We start from the raw sequence: 17,688 nt of genomic DNA, 5'->3' as shown, positions 1-17,688 counted from the left end.
GGAATTTATATGAAAAAGACAATGAAGCATACCGTTGCATTGGCAGCCATTCTGGTTATGGGATTTGGCTATAATGTCAATGCAATGCATATTTTTGAAGGATATCTAGAACCGAAGTGGTGTATCATGTGGGGCGTGATTGCTATCCCATTTTTTGTGATCGGATGCATGAGAATAAAAGAGATTTTAAACGGTGATCGTAAGAATATGGTCTTAATGGCCATGTGCGGAGCCTTTATCTTTATTTTATCCGCTTTAAAGATTCCGTCTGTTGTGGGAAGCTGTTCCCATCCAACAGGGGTTGGTCTTTCTGCTGTCATCTTCGGACCATTTGTAACTGCTGTATTGGGAACGATCGTATTGATCTTCCAGGCCGTATTACTGGCACATGGTGGATTGACCACATTAGGTGCCAATAGCTGTTCGATGGCCATTGCGGGACCGATCTTATCCTATGTAATTTATAAAATATGCACCAAGTGTCGCGTATCCAGTCGAATTTCCATCTTTTTGGCAGCGGTAGTGGGGGATATCTTTACCTATTGCGTGACTTCATTTCAGTTAGGACTGGCATTTCCAGTTAACGGAAGCGTTGCGGCAGCAACTGTAAATTATCTTGGGATTTTTGCAGTGACACAGGTACCGATTGCCATTGCAGAGGGGATTTTAACGGTATTGATCTTTGATTTCCTGATCAAGTACAGCAAGGATCAGTTAAAGGAATTACATGTAGCAGGAATTGTAAAGGAGAAAATTAAGTGAAAACAGGAACTAAAATTTTATTGATCATATGTTTTATTGCAATTATTGTATTTCCGTTGGCTTTTTGTGAGGGAAGCTACGAAGGTGCAGATGGAAATGCAGCAGAACAGATTGAAAAGACCAATCCGGATTATAAGCCGTGGTTTTCCAATCTTTATGAACCGCCAAGTGGAGAAGTAGAAAGTTTATTATTCGCACTTCAGGCAGCACTTGGAGCAGGTATCTTAGGGTATGGCGCAGGATATTTGAAAGGAAAGTCAAAAAACAATGAATCAAATGGATGCAATTGCTAGCAGGTCTGATTTAAGAGAAATTCATCCCCGTGTAAAAATGATTTATACGGGGATTACCCTGGCAATCTGTCTGTGGGCGTCGGATGTTCTTGTTTCGATCTTATTGCTTGGACTGAACACGGTATTGATTACGTTGATCAGTAAGGCACCGGTTAAGAGTTATCGAAAGGTCATGCAGATTCCACTGGTGTTTTTACTTTTTACCGCATTGGGGATGATGATCCATATTCCATGGACAACCAGATATCTGGTGCCAGATGCGATTCGGGTAGCAGAGCTCATGCTTAGGGTGTGGGCGGGATGTTCCTCCATGTTTTTTTTGTCCTTTACGACGCCGATCTTTGATATCATTACGTGTCTGCATCAGTGGAAGGTTCCGGAATTTCTTACAGATTTAATGTTATATATGTATCGTTTTATTTTTCTTTTATTGGATGTAGGAGATGTTATGCAGATTTCCCAGAGAGCAAGACTGGGATACGATTCGAAAAAAAGCTGGATACATTCCACGGCCAATGTGGCAGTCAGTCTTTTTATCATTGCTTATCAAAAGTCAGAACAGCTCTATATCGCTATGGAGTGCAGACTGTATGATGGAAAAATGAGATACTATGGCGAAGAAGGAAGAGAAGAAGCAGGGTGGTATGTTGGCATTGCGGTGATAGCAGTGCTTTTGATCTTGCTGAAAGGATGTTTATGAAAGAATTAATAAAATGGAAAGGAATATCCTTTGGGTATCAGGAAGAGAAAAAGGTGCTAAAGGACGTGGATCTTTCCATTCAAAAAGGAGAGAAAATCGTAGTGATCGGTTCCAATGGAGCTGGTAAGTCTACACTATTCCTGCTGTTAAATGGTATATTAAAGCCAGAGAGCGGCAGCTATGCATATAAAGGAAGAGAGATTCATTATACCAAACAGGAAATGAGGATGCTGCGAAAGGAGATCGGGATTGTATTTCAGGAACCAGATCAGCAGATTGTATCACAGACGGTGTTTCACGAGGTAGCATTTGGTCTTATGAATCTCGGATACTCCAAAGAAGAGGTAAAGCAGAGAGTTCTTGCCATGTTAGAAAAGCTGAATATTCAGGATTTGAAGGATTGTCCCCCTCATTATCTTAGTGGAGGACAAAAGAAAAGCGTGACCATTGCAGATATTCTGGTTATGGAGCCAGAGGTGTTATTATTTGATGAGCCAACGGCTTCCTTAGATCCACTTAATCAGGAGAATGTGGAGCGGATTCTGGGGCAAATTGCTAATGAAGGAAAAACGATCGTGGTATCTACTCATGATATGGAATTTGCCAGCAGGTTTGCGGATCGCATTCTGGTAGTAGGAGAGGGAACCATTATTGGAAATGGAACGCCGATGGAAATCTTTTCCGATAAAAATCTGCTTTCCAGGGCTTTCGTGAAACCACCTGTGTTGTATGAAATTATGAAGGTATTAAAGGAAAAGAAGATACTACCCAATGATTTGGAATTGACAGATTCAGAGAAACTGATACAATTTTTACATTTGTTCAAATTAGGATAGAAAAGGAAAGATGAGGCAGAAATGACAATGGAAAGACATGGTGGCAATATACATCAATATGAGAGGGAGATGCTGGATTTTTCGGCCAATATCCATCCGGATGGCATGCCTTGGCCTGTATACCAGGCAGCTCAAAAAGCGTTAAAGGAGGCTGTTCACTATCCAGATCCCCAGTGTGTGAAGCTTAAGGAGACAATCAGTCAAAAGCATGGAGTGAAGCCGGAACAAATTATCTGTGGGAATGGAGCTGCAGACTTGATCTTTCGCCTGGCATTGGTGCGAAAAGCAAAAAAAATCTTACTTCCAGCTCCTGCCTTTGTGGAATACGAAGAGGCATTTGCCATGCCGGTGTTGGAACAACCTTGCATCATCGAATATCCCATGGATTTTAAAACCTTTGATCTGAAAGAAGACCTGCTTTCCTATATGGACGCTTCCATTGATCTGATGATCGTGTGTAATCCCAATAATCCTACAGGAAGACTGGTGGACGGAGACTTATTGACAAGAATCTTAAAAAAGGCAAAAAAGGAAGGGATTTTTCTATTATTAGATGAGTGCTTTCTGGATTTTGTAGTCGGCGGAAAGGAGCATTCCATGATACCAGTTCGGGATGCATTTCCAAATGTATTTATTTTGAGGTCCTTTACCAAGATGTATGGCATGCCAGGAATTCGCCTTGGCTATGGTGTAAGCAGCAATGAAAAGCTGTTAGATCAGATGAATGGAAGTGCCCAGTCCTGGTCAGTCAGCCATGTGGCTCAGCAGGCAGGAATCGCAGCCTGCCAGATGAAAGGGTATGAAGAAAAAACCGCCAAAGAAGTCAGAGAGCTTCGACAATGGCTTTATCAACAGCTTAACAAACTTCCTGTTCGAGTTTTAAAGGGAGAGGCTAACTATCTGTTTTTTCAGGTGCCTGGATGTACCAGTCTCACGGAGCAGTGCCTTGATTATGGAATTTGTATTCGGCATTGTCATAATTATCGGAATCTTGGGCAGGACTATTACCGAGTTGCAGTACGAAAACAAGAAGAAAATCGGCAGCTGATTCATGTATTATGCCAGGTGCTGGAAAGGAAGGAACAATGAAGCTACGACCATTGATGATACAGGGAACCATGTCCAATTCAGGAAAAACCTTTGTTACTGCTGGCTTATGTCGGATTTTTGCCAGGGACGGTTACCGTTGCGCACCATTCAAATCTCAAAATATGGCATTGAACTCTTATATTACCAGGGATGGATGGGAAATTGGAAGGGCTCAGGCTATGCAGGCAGAGGCTGCGGGCATAGAGCCTTCTGTGGAGATGAATCCTATTCTATTAAAGCCCAATAGTGATATGGGTTCTCAGGTAATTGTAAACGGAGAAGTTCTGGGGAATTATTCGGCGAGTACCTATTTTCAGATGAAGCCAAAGTTAAAGCCAGCCATAGAGAAAGCCTTTCAACAACTGGAAGAGCAATACGACATGGTCGTGCTGGAGGGGGCTGGAAGTCCGGCAGAAATCAACTTAAAGGAACATGATATCGTCAATATGGGAATGGCCCAAATGGCAGATGCTAATGTGATCCTTGTGGCTGATATTGATCGGGGAGGAGTTTTTGCCTCTGTATATGGAACCATTCAGCTATTGGAGCCAGAGGAACAGAAGCGAATCAAAGGAATTATCATCAATAAATTTCGAGGCGATGTGGAGATCTTAAAGCCGGGACTTGCCATGATCGAGGAATTAACGGGAATTCCTGTGATCGGAGTACTGCCCTATGAGAAGATTCAGATTGATGACGAAGACAGCTTATCTGAAGAACTGGAGCATTATGAAAAGGGAAGCGGATTGGATATTGCGGTTATCCGACTTCCGCATATCTCCAATTTTACGGATTTTGGAGCATTGGACATGATGGAGCAGGTCTCTCTTCGTTATGTAACGGATAAATCCCAGTTAGGAACGCCGGATGTGATCATTCTTCCAGGAACGAAAAATACCATGTATGATTTAAAATGGTTGAGAGAATCTGGCCTTGAAGCAATGATCTGGAGACAGAGAAAAGAAAGTCATATCGTGGGTATCTGTGGAGGGTATCAGATGATGGGAGAGATTCTGGAGGATCCCGATGATGTGGAGCATGGAGGGACCATAAAAGGAATGGGACTGCTTCCATTAAAAACTGTTTTTTCAGAACAAAAGACCAGAACGAGAAAGCGGGCAGTCCTTTGTAAGAATCCTTCTGTTCATGCAGAAGGCTACGAGATCCATATGGGATTGACTACTCCTCTGGAAGAAGGGATAGAGACGCTGTTTTGGCTGGAGGATGGAAAAAAGGATGGATTTATTACCCCGGATAGAAGAATATGGGGAAGTTATCTTCATGGAGTGTTTGATGAGGAATCCTTTCGCATGGATTGGCTGACTCCTATATTAGAAGAAAAAGGAATCAAAAATGGGAAAACAGCTATTTCCCACAAAGAATTTAAGGAAATGCAGTACGATAAGCTGGAACAGCTTCTAAGAACTCATCTGGATATGAATAAGATTTATGAGATCGTAAAGAGAAATCAGGAGGAAAAGAAAAGGGATCCAGGCTGTCTTCATCTCTATTATGGAGATGGAAAGGGAAAGACCACTGCTGCCATGGGACTTGCCATACGGGCAGCCGGTGCGGGAAAACAGGTGCTGATCTATCAGTTTCTTAAGGATAACAGCTCCAGTGAACGAAAGGTCCTGGATACGATTCCGGGAATTACCTGTATAAAAGGACCAGACAAGGTAAAGTTTATTCGGAATATGACCCAAGAGGAAAAAGAAGAAAATCGTAGACAGAATGATCAGAAGCTAGAAGATATCATTAAGATCGCAGGCGAATATGATGTATTGATCCTGGATGAAGCTTTATATGCCATTGGACGGGAACAGCTATCAGAGGAATTGTTGATTCGCTATTTGAAAGAACGTCCATGGTGGCAGGAGGTTATCCTGACCGGAAGAGATCCATCCAGAGAGATGAGAGCCTTAGCCGACTACTGCACCCATATTCAAAAGGAAAAGCATCCATTTGATCAGGGACTTTGTAGCCGGAAAGGAATTGAGTATTAGTTTTAAGCCAACTATTTGCGAAAAGCTCTGGCACCAAGATAACCGATGATGGAGCCTAAAAGGGCACCACATAACACGTCGGTAGGAAAATGCATGTAAAAATATAGTCGACTGAAGGCAATCAGGGCAGCCACGATCAGAGCCAGGCTGCCTGCTTTTTTGTTCCAGCCAAAGAGATAAACAGCTGCACAAAACGACGAAGCAGAATGACCGGAAGGAAAGGAATAGCTAGAAAGCTTTGGAATCAACATGGTCACTTCTGGATTCTGCACAAAGGGGCGGGGTCTTGCAACCAGTGGTTTTAAGATCGTGCTGCAGAGCGTATTTTCAATTGCAAGGCATACCAGGAGTCCAACTCCCATTTTTCTGGTTTTTTGAAAGCATAACAATCCGATGCCGAGAAGAATCCAGAGTGTACCGTTGTTGCCAAGACGGGTAAAAAGCTCGAAAAAGGAAGTCAGAACAGGACTGACCACATGTGCCTGGATAAAATCAAGGATCCAGAAATCAAATCTAGTAATCATAAAAGTACCTCCATTTCTGTTATTTGTATGAGAAAAAATCATTTTGAAATACGCTCTAGTATAGCACATTTTAGTATGATATAATGAAAAAACGTGAATATTTGCAATTATTTTCTTAATTTGCCCAGTAAAAAGAGATGAGGAAGAGTCAATGTCATATTTTCCATTGTTTGTGAATTTAAAAGATCAATGCTGCATGGTAGTTGGAGATGGTCAGGTGGCCAGGAGAAAAGCAGATGCATTACGGCGTTATGAGGCCAAGGTAGTCATGTATGAAGAAGGACAGTGGAAGATGGAGGATCTGTCACAGGCCTTTTTGGTGGTGGCAGCAACCGATGACAGGCAGGTCAACCATCAGATTGCCAGCTATTGTAAGGCACATGGTATTGGTGTAAATGTGGCAGATTCGAAAGAAGATTCTACATTTCTGTTTCCATCACTGGTGCAAAGAGGGCCGATCTCTATTGGAATTTCTACAGGAGGAAATAGTCCGCTGATGTCTGCGCAAATTCGAAGGGCGATCGAAGAAGCTGTTCCGGAGGAAGAGGGAGATATCGTAGAATTTATGGGTGAGGTTCGAAGCTGGGTCAAGAAGCTTCCGATTGAGCAGCAGAAGAGAAAGCAGATATTTCAGATCATTTATACAAAAGCCAAAGAAAAGAACAGAAAATTAAAAGTGGAAGAGATGAAGGAAGCGGCTGAGGAGCTGCTGGGAGAAGAATATGATAACATTGATAAAGAATAAATTAGATGTTGATACCTATCTGAATCTACGGGCTTCGGTGGGATGGAAGAAGCTGTCTCCGACCCAGGCGCAGAAGGCACTGGATAACAGTCTGATCGTAGTATGTGCGTATTATGGAAAACGTCCAGCGGGTATGGGACGCATTGTCGGCGATGGTGCGGTTATCTGCTATATTCAGGATCTTTTGGTGCACCCGGATTTTCAGGGAATGGGCATTGGCAACCGGATTCTGCAGGAATTGGTCCGGTTTGTACATAGTATCCGGGAGGAAGGTACGGAAATGATGTTAGATTTAATGTGTGCCAAGGACCGTGAGATGTTCTACACAAAGCATGGATTTATTGCAAGACCAACCCCTACACTGGGACCGGGGATGATTCAATATTTAGACGACAGGAGTGAAGCATAATGAAAAGAACAAGAAGACTTCGTATGACGAGAAATATGAGGAGTCTGGTAAGGGAGACTTATCTGCATCCATCAGACTTTGTATATCCAATGTTTATAGTGGAAGGAAAGGATAAGAAGAATCCAGTGGATTCCATGCCTGGAATCTACCAGTATTCCATTGATAGAATCGATGAAGAGCTGGACAGGGTCTGGCAATCTGGAGTAAAGAGCGTATTGCTCTTTGGAATTCCTGCACATAAGGATGAGGTGGGAAGTGGGGCCTATGATCCTCATGGAATCGTACAGGAGGGAATCCGTCACATGAAAGCCCGCTATCCGGAAATGATCGTAATCGCGGATATTTGCTTATGTGAATATACATCTCATGGGCACTGCGGTCTGATCTGTGATCATGAGATCTTAAATGATGAAACCCTGCCTCTTCTTGGTAAGATGGCAGTAACTTGTGCTCAGGCTGGAGCCGATATTATCGCACCTTCGGATATGATGGATGGAAGGGTAAAAGCAATCAGAGAAGCACTGGACGGGGCAGGATTTTGTCAGATACCGATCATGTCCTATAGTGCCAAATATGCATCTGCATATTATGGACCTTTCCGGGAAGCAGCAGAATCAGCACCGGCTTTTGGTGATAGAAAGTCTTATCAGATGGACCCTGCCAATGGAAAGGAAGCAATCATCGAGGTAGAAGCGGATCTTGATGAGGGAGCGGATATGGTAATGGTAAAACCAGCGCTTGCTTATCTGGATGTATTAAAGGAAATCTCCAGTCGCGTTCATGTGCCAGTGGCTGCTTATAATGTCAGTGGAGAATATTCCATGGTAAAGGCAGCAGCAAAGAATGGATGGATCGATGAGAAAAGGATTGTTCTGGAGAATCTGACTGCCATGAAGCGGGCAGGAGCTAAAATTATTATTACGTATCATGCATTAGATGCTGTAAAATGGATCAATGAGGAGAAAGAAATATGTTAGTCGCAAGTGATTTTCGAAGAATTGCCAGAGAAAAGTTGAAAGGAAATTGGCTGATTGCCGTATTAGCCGGATTGGTTGCAGCCGTATTAGGAGGCGATGTAGAAAGCTTTAATATAGAGGGCACGATGGATGTTTCATGGGAACAGTTAAAAGAATACATCAGTTATATCAGGGATATGGAATTTGGAGCAGTGGTGTTTGCTGCCATTGCCAGTATTGGAATAATCACAGTAATTTGGGCATTGATCCGTCTGGTAATTGGAGGAGCAGCGGCTCTTGGATATGCCAGATTTAATCTGGGTATGATTGATGGAGAGGAAGCGCAGATCAGAGAGATGGCTTCCTGTTTAGATCGTTTATGGGATGGTTTTTGCTTAAAGCTGTTTAGCGGCATCTTTATCTTCTTATGGAGTTTATTGCTGGTGATTCCCGGAATTATTGCAGCATATCGATATTCTATGGCAACCTATATCATGGCCGAGAATCCAGATATGAAAGCTATGGAAGCCATTGAAGCATCCAAGCAGATGATGTCTGGTAATAAATTTCGCTTATTCTGTCTGGATCTTAGTTTTATTGGATGGGACATTTTGGGGATGATTACTCTTGGAATCGGAATGCTCTTTGTAAGGCCATATCAGCAGGCTGCAAAGGCTGCTTTTTATAGAGAAGTCTCAGAAGGAAGATAGAAATTAAAAAAATTAATTGCAAGTGGTTAGTTATCTTTGTTCTGGGAAAGTTAGAAAACAGAAGCAAATGATGCAAAAAGAAAGAGGGATGGTCACTTATCCAGCTGTTGCCATTCTTACCGGTTATTGAAAAAATACTTTTAATTTATGCAAAATTAAGGTATAATAAAAAAAGAAATTTTATCATTCATCAGAATGATAGAAGTATTTAGAAGTATAGTTATGGAGGATTTTATTATGTTAGTTTCAGCAAAAGAAATGTTACAAAAAGCAAAAGCTGGTCATTATGCAGTAGGTCAGTTCAACATCAACAACTTAGAATGGACAAAAGCAATCTTAGAAGTTGCTCAGGAAAAGAAATCTCCAGTTATCTTAGGTGTTTCTGAAGGTGCTGGTAAATACATGGGCGGATACACAACAGTTGTTGGTATGGTAAATGGTTTGATCAACGAATTAAACATCACAGTACCAGTTGCTCTTCACTTAGACCACGGTTCTTACGATGCTTGCTACAAATGCATCAAAGCTGGATTCTCTTCTGTAATGTTCGATGGTTCTCATCTTCCATTTGATGAAAACCTTGCAAAAACAACAGAATTAGTAAACGTTACAAATCAGTTAGGACTTTCTTTAGAAGCAGAAGTTGGTTCTATCGGTGGAGAAGAAGATGGCGTGATCGGACAGGGCGAATGTGCAGATCCTATGGAATGTAAGACAATCGCTGATTTAGGCGTATCTATGTTAGCAGCAGGTATTGGTAACATCCACGGAAAATATCCAGAAAACTGGGCTGGATTAAGCTTCGAAACATTAGATGCTATTCAGGCTCAGACAGGAGACATGCCATTAGTATTACACGGTGGTACAGGTATCCCAGCTGATCAGGTTAAGAAAGCAATCAACTTAGGTGTTGCTAAAGTTAACGTTAATACAGAATGCCAGTTAGCATTCGCAGCAGAAGTTCGTAAATACATCGAAGCTGGTAAAGATTTAGAAGGTAAAGGATTTGACCCTCGTAAATTATTAGCTCCAGGTACTGCAGGAATCAAAGCTACTGTAATCGAAAAGATGGAATTATTCGGATCTATCGGAAAAGCTGAATAATTATCAATAGAATCATTATGCAATAACGAAAAGAAAGCTGTGTGTGATCATATTCATACACAGCTTTTTATTGTTAGGCTTTAAGCCTGTTCATCATTGTGGAGTTTCTCAGGCAGAGAAACGAAACTTTGAGGAACAAAGAAACCACCGGCTCAGCCGGTGAGTCAGCATTGCTTCAGCTTACAGTAAAAAACCTCCAATGATATAATTATGTTGGTTCGCCAACCACATAAAATCAAAGGAGGTTATCCAAATGGATATTAGTAGTTTATCACATACAAAAGTACAGTTTACAAGGGACTACACAGGGTAGGTATCTGACGGGAGGGGTGCCGCCAGTCAGATTTTCCATGTGATGTTCAAGCTGTCGCTTGTGGCGGCTATGGTGGTGATCATCAAATCCACCACACGCCGCTTGTCATCAAAAGATACATTCTCCCAGGTATCGAGGTAGCCGGAAATCTGGCTGACCTGTTCCGGGCTGATGGCCTCCACAGTCAACTCCGCTATCCTTGCCAGAAGTTCCTGCTTGCGCCCGTCCAGTTCCGCTATCTTCACATTCACATAGGAGAACAGGACATTGTTTGCCCCCGTCAGACTGTCCACCAGCTTTTCAATCTCGCTGTCTACATGGGCAAGTTCCACTTGCAGGGCGGTGATTTTCGGGTTTGCCTTTGCCGCTTTCTTTTTTCCTGTCAGCGTCTTGTAGCTTGCCAGCTTCTTTACCATCTGCTGATAAACAACCGCTTCCAGTTCCGAAGTGATGATTTTCCCACAGCCAGGACAGCTTTTATTGTCCAGCCGTTTCGTGCAGCGGAGATACTGTTTGCCGGAGGGATTGTAGATACTCATAAGAGCATACCCGCAATTCCCGCACTTGATTTTTCCTGCCAGCCATGTGTGGGTGGCTTTCCGGGCAGACTGGATTTTCATGTTGTTCATCAGCTTCTTGCGGCAGGTCAGCCAGGTGTCGGAGGGGACGATACCCTCATGGGGAGCCAGTACCAGCATTTGGTCTTTTAAGTCGTTTTTCTTGCTGGCCTTTACATCTCGCCCTTGATACAGATAGCAGCCGTTCATGCCCGTAAAATCGGCAACGTCATTGACAATGACTGTACCTTGACTTTTGAAAAATTCGTACACATCAAGGTCTGCCTGCACATAGACAGGATTGCGTAACATCTGCGCCAGCGTGGGGCGTATCAGCTCTTTGCCATGGAACAAAATCCCCTGTTCGGCAAAGTACCGGGTAATGTCCCCGTAGGAAGTTGTGGGCTGGGCGTACATCTCAAACATCAGCCGGATATTGGCCGCTTCCTCCGGGTTTACCACCAGCTTCTTTGTGTTGATACCGTCCATCTTGATAGGCTCCGTATGGAAGCCGTAAGGGGCTTTCCCGCCCATCTTAAAGCCCCGCTGACTGCGGGAGTAGTAAGCGTCCGTTACCCGCTTCTGTATCGTTTCCCGTTCAAGCTGGGCGAACACGATACAGATATTCAGCATGGCCCGTCCCATCGGCGTGGAGGTATCAAACTTTTCCGTAGAGGACACAAACTCCACATTGTACTGCTGGAACAGCTCCATCATGTTGGCAAAGTCCAGAATGGAACGGCTGATACGGTCGAGCTTGTAAACCACGACCTTTGCAATCAAGCCCCGCTTGATGTCCCGCACCAGTTCTTGAAACTTCGGACGGTCTGTGTTCTTGCCGCTGTACCCTTTGTCTGTGTATTCCTTGCAGTTACCGCCTTTCAACTCGTATTTGCAAAATTCAATCTGGCTTTCAATGGAAATGCTGTCCTTTTTGTCTACCGATTGTCTTGCATAGATTGCGTCTATCCGATTGTTCATATTGTCGCTCCTTTTCTTAAAAAAGAAACGGAGCTGCTGACAGTTCTATTATACCGCCAGCAGCCCCGCAAATCAATGATGGGTTTGGAAAACCTTATGTCCCGGCTTCCTCACTCTCCCGCTTGTCGGCGTACTTGCGGAACACCTCATAAAGCTGCTGTTCCAGTTCCCGGCGTTTGGCTGCTTCCTGTTCCGGCGTGAACACCGGGGAGAGATTTTCCAGTGTGATTTCCTTTCCCTGAAAAGTCACGATTTCGATTTCCTTTTTGTATCTGATATTACTTATAAGATCACCTTTCCTTTCCATGCTGCCGCTGTTGCCGTTTCAGTTCCGCTAAAATCTCCGGCGGGATACGGTCAACCAGCCGCCGCATATCGTCCAGTTCGCTTTTTAACTTCGCCCGTTCCATCGTGTCATTCATCTTGCCTTTTTCGCTGGCCTTTGCCCTGACTTCCAGCTTTTCATTTTCCGCTAACAAATCATTGATTGTGACCTTGTATTTTTTCAGTTGCCCGGAGAAGTTCTCCATCTGCGGAAACCACTTTTTCAGCATGGAGAGGGCTTCCTCTTTCTTCTTTCCGGCGTTCAGCGGGGTAATGCCGGAGAGAACCGCTTCAATGGCCCTCGCCTGTTTGGAGAGGTTGACCGCCTGTTTGAACAGCCGGGTGGGGATATGCTTCCGGCCCGTCTTGCTGGCGCTTTCCCCACGCTCCAGGTCGGGGTACTGCTCCACCATACAGGCGTGAAAATCGTCCTGCCACTTCGTCAGATTGGCCCGGTTGCCGATAATTTCTTTGGCGCACAGGCGGTTGTCCTTTGTCAGCGGCACAAAGACCAAGTGCAGATGGGGCGTTTTTTCATCCATGTGTACCATAGCCGAAACGATGTTCTCCCGGCCCACCCGGTCAATGAGGAAGTCCGCCGCCCTCTGGAAGTAGGCCGCTATCTCCTTTGGGGACTTGCCCTTGAAAAACTCCGGGCTGGCGGTAATCAGCGTGTCCACAAACCGAGTGCTGTCCTTGCGGGTGCGGCATCTGGCCTGCTCGATGCGGCTCTGAATGAAATGGTAGTAGCGGCCATCCGGCTTGACGATGTGGAAATTGTACTTGCTCCGGCTGGTGTCAATGTCCGGGTTGCTGGCGTACTGCTCCTTTTTCCGTTCATGGTGGGCTTCCAGCGGCCCCGCCGGGTGGCCCTTGTGCTTCTCAAATCGCAAAATTGCGTGTTGTGCCATTGAACTCCTTTCCCCATTCCATTCCTTTCCGGCGGGTTTTCCCGCCGAAAATATCTCTGATAGGATTGGAATGGAATGAATGTAAATAGATGGTTTTAATCTCTGTATTTCTATATACCGTCAGATTTCCGTACTTCAAGAGGATTGATTTTCGTACTCGCCAAGTACGGTTTTCAGCCCTCCGGCGTACCATAACCGGATTTCTTGAAGTCGGTGTTTGGAACCGCTTCATAGGATTTCGGGTAAATGCGGTTGGGTTTTCCACAGCCCTGTTTCTGGATTTCCACCAGCCCCGCATACTGCAACTCCCGCAGGGTGTTGACCGCTTTCTGCCGCCCGCAGCGGAGCAAAGCGACCACCTCGCAGATGGGGTAGTACAGGTAGACCCGCCCGTACTCGTCCGCCCAGCCGTTCTTCCGGGACAACTCCGCCCGGCGCAGGACAAAGGCATACAGCACCTTCGCTTCGTTGCTCAAGGGCTGGAATGTGGGTGCTTCAAAAAGGAAATTGGGGAGCCGGGTGAAACTGAACGCCTTTTCCGGCTGGTGAATATAAATCGTGTTTGTCATAGCGTGTTTTGTGGACGGTTAGAGGCCCGTTTTCCGGGGCGAATGATAAATGATACCAGCCGCCCCGGTTGAGGGCTTGCGGAGCCTTGCAAATCAAGGCTTTTCCCGCTCTTAACTGTCCACAGCAGACCTCCTTTTCCGTTCACTTTCTGTTTTCTGCCGCCTGTGAACTCTGGCGGCGCAGTCCGGGCAGTATTTGCCCCGGTTGGACTTCGGGACGAACACACCGCCGCACTCCGCACAGCGTTTCAAGTCCCTGTCCCGGTAAATCTCCGCTTCCAGCGTCCTGTCCAGCGGCAAGACCGCCCAGCGGAACCACTTGCAGCAGACGGAGAACGAAATCATCTGCGGACAGGCGCAGGTGTCGCCATCGTCCAGCGCAAGGCAGTTTCCGTCCTCGCAGTTGCAGCACTCCCGGCGTATCAGGCCGCTGGCTCGTCTCTTCTGGGGCGGGGTTATGCGGTAGGGGGAGCCGTCCGGCCTGTGTTCCAGCGGCGGCAGGTGTTGATAGGGTCTTTTGCTCATGCGTCCCTCCGTTTTCTTTGGCGTGTTCTGTTTCCAAGGTGCTTGTCCATCGATGAACTATCCCAAGTCTACACCTTTTTGACCGCCTGTGCCGTATATCCAAGAGGTAGGAAATCAGCCTGAAAAACTCCCTATTTCCACGCTCTCGGATTTGTGATATAATCAAAAAAAGATAAAAGACAAATTCAGGTTTCTGGTCTTCTTGCACAAAATAAAGGAGGAGCTATTATGCAAATTGTTTATATTCCAAGCGAATCAATGTCTGTTCAAGGTAAAAAAGATGAAATCTATAAAAGATATGGGAAAGACTGGAATATTAGAGAACAGGGAGGAGGTAACGGAAATTGGTTGTTGACCAGAAAAAGTGATGTGCTTGTAGATGGAAAAAGTTATCGTACTTTTGTACTTGAACACTACGGTAAATCCAAGCTGACAGCGAAGCTTGTTGATAAATTTCGTGAAGATGTAGCAAATGGTAAAATAAAACTGTAAATGCCTATGCCGTTATGCTATGAGCATAGTACATAGCATAACGGCTTCTCTTTCGTTGAGCTAGCAAGGAGGGTGAATATGTCTTTATCCATACAAGAGCGATTAAAAGACCTACGTGTGGAGCGTGGCTTGACGCTGGGGCAGCTTGCGGAGCAGACCGGGCTTTCCAAGTCTGCGCTGGGCAGTTACGAAACGGAAGACTTCAAGGACATCAGCCACTATGCCCTTATCCGGCTGGCGAAGTTTTACGGTGTGACCGCTGATTATCTGCTGGGGCTGTCTGAAATGAAAAATCACCCAAACGCCGATCTTGCAGACCTGCGTTTGAGTGATGAAATGATTGACCTGCTGAAAAGCGGGAGGATAGACAATACCCTGCTGTGTGAGCTGGCGGCGCACCCGGATTTCCCCCGGCTGATGGCTGACCTTGAAATCTATGTGAACGGAACGGCACTGAAACAGGCGCAGGGTGCAAACGCCATAGTGGACACGATGAGCGCAACTGTTATAAAAAAGCATAATCCTGGCATGAGTGATACGCAGTTAAGACAGCTTATCACCGCCCATATTGATGAGGACGAGTTTTGCCGCTATGTGATACAACGGGACATAAACGGGATTGCCCTTGCTCTGCGGGAAACACACAAGGACGATTTTTTCAGCGTCCCAGAGGATAACCCGCTAAAAGAAATGCTGGAAACTGCTGGTGAAATCGTCAGCCAGGACAGCGACACGGAACAAGCGTACTTGGCGTTTATCTGCAAACGGCTCAAGCTGAATTTTAGGAAGCTGTCAGTAGAAGAACGGAAGTGGCTGAAAAAGATTGCGGAAAAATCCGACTTGCTGAAGAATCCAAAACCGCAGAGAGGACGAAGATAAAAAATGCCTGAACGGCGGTTCTGGTTTTTCAGAACCACCATCCAGGCATTTTGTTTAGTAATAGAAAAAGGTGCAGTTGATTATTGCGTATTGTCAATCTCTCTCAAACCGGGTAGTAAAAATACGGCAAGCGCAACGATGATAATGCCAATTCCGCAAATGACAAACCATTTCTCAACTCCCAGCCGCTCCGCCAGAGGCCCGGAAATGACAAGGCCAAACGGCATGGCGAGGGAAGCGGCGCTTGTCAGTAGAGAAAAAACTCTCCCCAGATATTCTGGTTTGACCGTTTCTTGAAAAATCGCATTTTGCACACCGTAAAATGGAGCGGAAATTCCCATAACAGTACAGCACACAACAAAGACAAGAAATGCGTCTGGCGGCAAAAGCCCGGAGAGCATATTGCTAACGCCCATCAGGAGAACGGAAAGACCGATGGTGTACCGCCGTTTCTTAAAACCGCCCCAAATGCTCAGAATGACTCCGCCAAGCAGCATACCAACCGCAAAAGCAATTTCAGCGGCAGAGGCATGGGCCGGTGTTCCTTTGAAGTATGACATACAGATGAGAGGAAAAAGCGTACTGATTGGCATATAAAAGAACATATAAATTACACCAATCCAGAGCAGAGCAAAGAGGCCCCTGTTTTGCTTTAATACCACATACCCCTCTTTCATATCCTGTAAAAACTGTTGTCTTTTCGTTTCTGGACATAGTTCAGGCGTTGGTATGGACGAAATCGCAACAGTCACACAGGCAAGGATTGCACCCACAATATCTAACAATATAATTGCATTAAGAGGCCAAACAGCATATAAAAACGCTGCGGCAGCTGGACTGATAATCGCACTTACTGCTTGCATGGTCTGCGTGTAACCAGCGCATTTTGTAAGTTCCTCTTTTGGCACAATCATAGGTGTTGCTGCGCTGAATGCTGGAGAATGAAAAGCAGTTCCCGCACTTCGGATTAACAGGACAACCATAATAGACCATACGGGCAATTCCATGTAAAACGCCACCAGCGCCAGAATACCGCCAGCGGCGGCAATTATCAAATCCGCACCAATCATTACGCTTTTACGGCTGTGCCGGTCAACAAAAGCACCTGCAAACGGGCCTAAACAGGCTTGCGGCAAAAATCCAATCAGTGTTGCCGCCGTCAATATGATTGCAGAATTAGTTTTCGCAACCAAATAAAAGATAATGGCCATTTGCAAAATACCGCTGCTAATAAAGGATATTGCTTGTCCGGCAAGAAGTGTAAAATAAGTTTTTCTCCATGAATTGTTGTTTTGGGTCATAATGCGAACCTCCTTTTTTATTGCATTGTTCCTTTGTTTCTGCAATAAAAAGCAGGCGTTGTCCCACAGAGAGGGCAGACGCCTGCATAACAACAAAGCACGAAAAAACACCACGATACAGTTCAAAGACTGCTCGTGTCAAACCTACGTGTTCCTTTGCATACGCACGCAAAAAAAGCCCACCATCATGTGGAAAGGTACTTCTACTTTTTATTGCTTATTAGCGTACACAAATTAACACACGTAAGCCTCCTTCCAATCTCAAACTGTCGCACAGTATAACACACATCCGATAGACTTGTCAACCATTTTTAACCTTGTTTTCCATCTTGTTTTTCCATCTCTTACGGGCAGTAGCAAAGCCAGGCGAGCCAGTCAACGGTCAAGATGAACGGCGCTTTCAGCGCCGCCGTTGACAGTCTCGCCCGTCTTTGCTAATGGGTAATCAAGGCGGGAAAGCCATTTTAGGGCTTTCCCGCCCATTTCAATTTTGGGAGAAGAAAGGCCCCAAAATGAACGAGTGCGGCCAAACACTTTTAGGGATTGGCCACCTTGTCCACCCATCCAGCGGGGCGGCGGGGAACGGTCAAGGCCGGGCGTCAGCCCATTCATTTCAGCCTTGACGGTTTCCTGCCGTCCTGCTACTTTTCCCGGAGTGTGGCCACACATCTGGTCACGGTGTCCAGAGCTTTGGGACTTTTT

Annotated in this window: 20 protein-coding genes and 1 pseudogene; 14 read left to right on the top strand and 7 right to left on the bottom strand. The window is 45.2% G+C overall.

Annotation, left to right across the window (positions count from 1 at the left end; genetic code table 11):
- Positions 1-9: 9 nt before the first annotated feature.
- The 7 genes and pseudogenes from BHF69_RS08315 to BHF69_RS14755 all read left to right on the top strand — a co-directional run bounded on the left by BHF69_RS08315 (position 10) and on the right by BHF69_RS14755 (position 5,686).
- Positions 10-762, top strand: a complete 753-nt coding sequence (locus tag BHF69_RS08315) for an energy-coupling factor ABC transporter permease (protein ID WP_075670545.1) — start codon at positions 10-12, stop codon at positions 760-762.
- The gene (locus BHF69_RS08310; protein WP_075670543.1) at positions 759-1,055 is read left to right on the top strand and encodes an energy-coupling factor ABC transporter substrate-binding protein; all 297 of its coding nucleotides are present in this window, start codon (positions 759-761) and stop codon (positions 1,053-1,055) included. Before BHF69_RS08315 ends, BHF69_RS08310 begins: the two co-directional genes overlap by 4 nt.
- Positions 1,030-1,755, top strand: coding sequence for a cobalt ECF transporter T component CbiQ (gene cbiQ, locus BHF69_RS08305; RefSeq protein WP_075670541.1), 726 nt, complete (start codon positions 1,030-1,032; stop codon positions 1,753-1,755). Before BHF69_RS08310 ends, cbiQ begins: the two co-directional genes overlap by 26 nt.
- Complete coding sequence (locus BHF69_RS08300) at positions 1,752-2,591, top strand: energy-coupling factor ABC transporter ATP-binding protein (RefSeq protein ID WP_075670539.1); 840 nt, start codon at positions 1,752-1,754, stop codon at positions 2,589-2,591. Before cbiQ ends, BHF69_RS08300 begins: the two co-directional genes overlap by 4 nt.
- Positions 2,592-2,612: 21 nt before the next feature.
- Complete coding sequence (locus BHF69_RS08295) at positions 2,613-3,680, top strand: pyridoxal phosphate-dependent aminotransferase (RefSeq protein ID WP_075670537.1); 1,068 nt, start codon at positions 2,613-2,615, stop codon at positions 3,678-3,680.
- Positions 3,677-5,155: pseudogene (locus BHF69_RS08290) on the top strand (cobyric acid synthase); the annotation flags it as partial. The gene BHF69_RS08295 and the pseudogene BHF69_RS08290, both read left to right, overlap by 4 nt.
- Positions 5,135-5,686, top strand: coding sequence for a cob(I)yrinic acid a,c-diamide adenosyltransferase (locus BHF69_RS14755; protein ID WP_442855857.1), 552 nt, complete (start codon positions 5,135-5,137; stop codon positions 5,684-5,686). The pseudogene BHF69_RS08290 and the gene BHF69_RS14755, both read left to right, overlap by 21 nt.
- Positions 5,687-5,697: 11 nt before the next feature.
- On the opposite strand, the gene BHF69_RS08285 is transcribed toward BHF69_RS14755, so the two are convergent.
- Positions 5,698-6,210, bottom strand: coding sequence for a phosphatase PAP2 family protein (locus BHF69_RS08285; RefSeq protein ID WP_075670533.1), 513 nt, complete (start codon positions 6,208-6,210; stop codon positions 5,698-5,700).
- 151 nt (positions 6,211-6,361) lie between these two features.
- Here BHF69_RS08285 and BHF69_RS08280 point away from each other — a divergent pair, with 151 nt between their 5' ends.
- The 5 genes from BHF69_RS08280 to fba all read left to right on the top strand — a co-directional run bounded on the left by BHF69_RS08280 (position 6,362) and on the right by fba (position 10,134).
- A complete protein-coding gene (locus tag BHF69_RS08280) occupies positions 6,362-6,955 on the top strand; it encodes a precorrin-2 dehydrogenase/sirohydrochlorin ferrochelatase family protein (RefSeq protein ID WP_075670531.1) in 594 nt (197 codons plus the stop codon).
- Entirely contained in the window at positions 6,933-7,364 is a 432-nt protein-coding gene (locus BHF69_RS08275; protein ID WP_075670529.1) for a GNAT family N-acetyltransferase, read from the top strand. Before BHF69_RS08280 ends, BHF69_RS08275 begins: the two co-directional genes overlap by 23 nt.
- Positions 7,364-8,341 carry a porphobilinogen synthase gene (gene hemB, locus BHF69_RS08270; RefSeq protein WP_075670527.1) on the top strand — a complete coding sequence of 326 codons (978 nt, stop codon included), beginning with the start codon at positions 7,364-7,366 and terminating at the stop codon, positions 8,339-8,341. The genes BHF69_RS08275 and hemB overlap by 1 nt, the downstream gene beginning before the upstream one ends.
- Positions 8,335-9,030: a DUF975 family protein gene (locus BHF69_RS08265; protein WP_075670525.1), complete on the top strand. Its 696-nt coding sequence runs from the start codon at positions 8,335-8,337 to the stop codon at positions 9,028-9,030. The genes hemB and BHF69_RS08265 overlap by 7 nt, the downstream gene beginning before the upstream one ends.
- 237 nt (positions 9,031-9,267) lie before the next feature.
- Positions 9,268-10,134, top strand: coding sequence for a class II fructose-1,6-bisphosphate aldolase (gene fba, locus BHF69_RS08260; protein WP_075670523.1), 867 nt, complete (start codon positions 9,268-9,270; stop codon positions 10,132-10,134).
- A gap of 339 nt (positions 10,135-10,473) precedes the next feature.
- Here the strand turns inward: fba and BHF69_RS08255 are convergent, their stop codons facing one another.
- The 5 genes from BHF69_RS08255 to BHF69_RS08230 all read right to left on the bottom strand — a co-directional run bounded on the left by BHF69_RS08255 (position 10,474) and on the right by BHF69_RS08230 (position 14,314).
- Positions 10,474-11,985 (bottom strand): recombinase family protein, encoded by a 1,512-nt coding sequence (locus BHF69_RS08255; protein WP_002575864.1) that lies wholly within the window; start codon positions 11,983-11,985, stop codon positions 10,474-10,476.
- 94 nt (positions 11,986-12,079) lie between these two features.
- Positions 12,080-12,235: a hypothetical protein gene (locus BHF69_RS08250; RefSeq protein WP_002575863.1), complete on the bottom strand. Its 156-nt coding sequence runs from the start codon at positions 12,233-12,235 to the stop codon at positions 12,080-12,082.
- 40 nt (positions 12,236-12,275) lie between these two features.
- Positions 12,276-13,220 carry a MobV family relaxase gene (mobV, locus tag BHF69_RS08245; protein ID WP_002575862.1) on the bottom strand — a complete coding sequence of 315 codons (945 nt, stop codon included), beginning with the start codon at positions 13,218-13,220 and terminating at the stop codon, positions 12,276-12,278.
- Positions 13,221-13,393: 173 nt separating this feature from the next.
- Entirely contained in the window at positions 13,394-13,789 is a 396-nt protein-coding gene (locus BHF69_RS08235; RefSeq protein ID WP_002575861.1) for a replication initiator protein A, read from the bottom strand.
- 111 nt (positions 13,790-13,900) lie between these two features.
- Positions 13,901-14,314, bottom strand: coding sequence for a cysteine-rich VLP domain-containing protein (locus BHF69_RS08230; RefSeq protein ID WP_002575860.1), 414 nt, complete (start codon positions 14,312-14,314; stop codon positions 13,901-13,903).
- Positions 14,315-14,542: 228 nt separating this feature from the next.
- Here BHF69_RS08230 and BHF69_RS08225 point away from each other — a divergent pair, with 228 nt between their 5' ends.
- Together BHF69_RS08225 and BHF69_RS08220 are read left to right on the top strand one after the other, a co-directional pair.
- Positions 14,543-14,806 carry a hypothetical protein gene (locus BHF69_RS08225; RefSeq protein ID WP_002575859.1) on the top strand — a complete coding sequence of 88 codons (264 nt, stop codon included), beginning with the start codon at positions 14,543-14,545 and terminating at the stop codon, positions 14,804-14,806.
- A 78-nt stretch (positions 14,807-14,884) separates the two neighbouring features.
- Positions 14,885-15,685, top strand: a complete 801-nt coding sequence (locus BHF69_RS08220; protein WP_002575858.1) for a helix-turn-helix domain-containing protein — start codon at positions 14,885-14,887, stop codon at positions 15,683-15,685.
- 80 nt (positions 15,686-15,765) lie between these two features.
- Here BHF69_RS08220 and BHF69_RS08215 read toward each other — a convergent pair whose 3' ends face one another.
- Positions 15,766-16,986 (bottom strand): MFS transporter, encoded by a 1,221-nt coding sequence (locus tag BHF69_RS08215; protein ID WP_002584949.1) that lies wholly within the window; start codon positions 16,984-16,986, stop codon positions 15,766-15,768.
- Positions 16,987-17,688 lie beyond the last annotated feature (702 nt).

It is taken from the genome of Anaerostipes sp. 992a (assembly GCF_001940245.1).
GTDB lineage: Bacteria > Bacillota > Clostridia > Lachnospirales > Lachnospiraceae > Fimousia.
This window is presented reverse-complemented; position numbering and strand designations above follow the sequence as displayed.